Genomic DNA, 462 nt, shown 5'->3' with positions numbered 1-462 from the left:
CGTCAGTATGAGCAATATATTGCCTCTCATCGGCCGAGAAAAACAACTCTTTAGCGCCGACATTACCAACCATGAAGCTGAGTTAACGCGTATTGTATCAGAATCTCGATTCTTAGTTATAGGTGGCGCGGGCTCCATCGGCCAAGCGGTAACCAAAGAAATTTTCAAACGCAATCCTAAAAAGCTGCATGTTGTTGATATTAGTGAAAACAACATGGTAGAGCTAGTTCGAGATATTCGTAGCTCATTTGGTTACATTGATGGTGACTTCCAAACGTTTGCTTTGGACATTGGTTCTCTAGAGTACGACGCATTCATTAAAGCAGATGGCAAGTTTGATTATGTGTTGAACTTATCCGCACTTAAGCATGTTAGAAGCGAGAAAGATCCTTATACATTGATGCGAATGATCGATGTAAACGTCTTTAATACAGATAAAACCATTCAACAATCTATTGATGC

General features: G+C 40.0%; 1 protein-coding gene. It reads left to right on the top strand.

Going from position 1 to position 462, the window contains the following annotated elements; all coding sequences use genetic code 11:
- Positions 1-7 precede the first annotated feature (7 nt).
- A partial coding sequence (locus AB4486_RS26825; protein WP_372119817.1) for a polysaccharide biosynthesis protein occupies positions 8-462 on the top strand: 455 nt, incomplete at its 3' end.

It is taken from the genome of Vibrio sp. 10N.222.55.C6, from assembly GCF_041473395.1.
GTDB classification, from domain to species: Bacteria; Pseudomonadota; Gammaproteobacteria; order Enterobacterales; family Vibrionaceae; genus Vibrio; species Vibrio crassostreae_C.
Note: the sequence above shows the minus strand (reverse complement) of the source record. Positions and strands in the feature narration are given on the sequence as shown.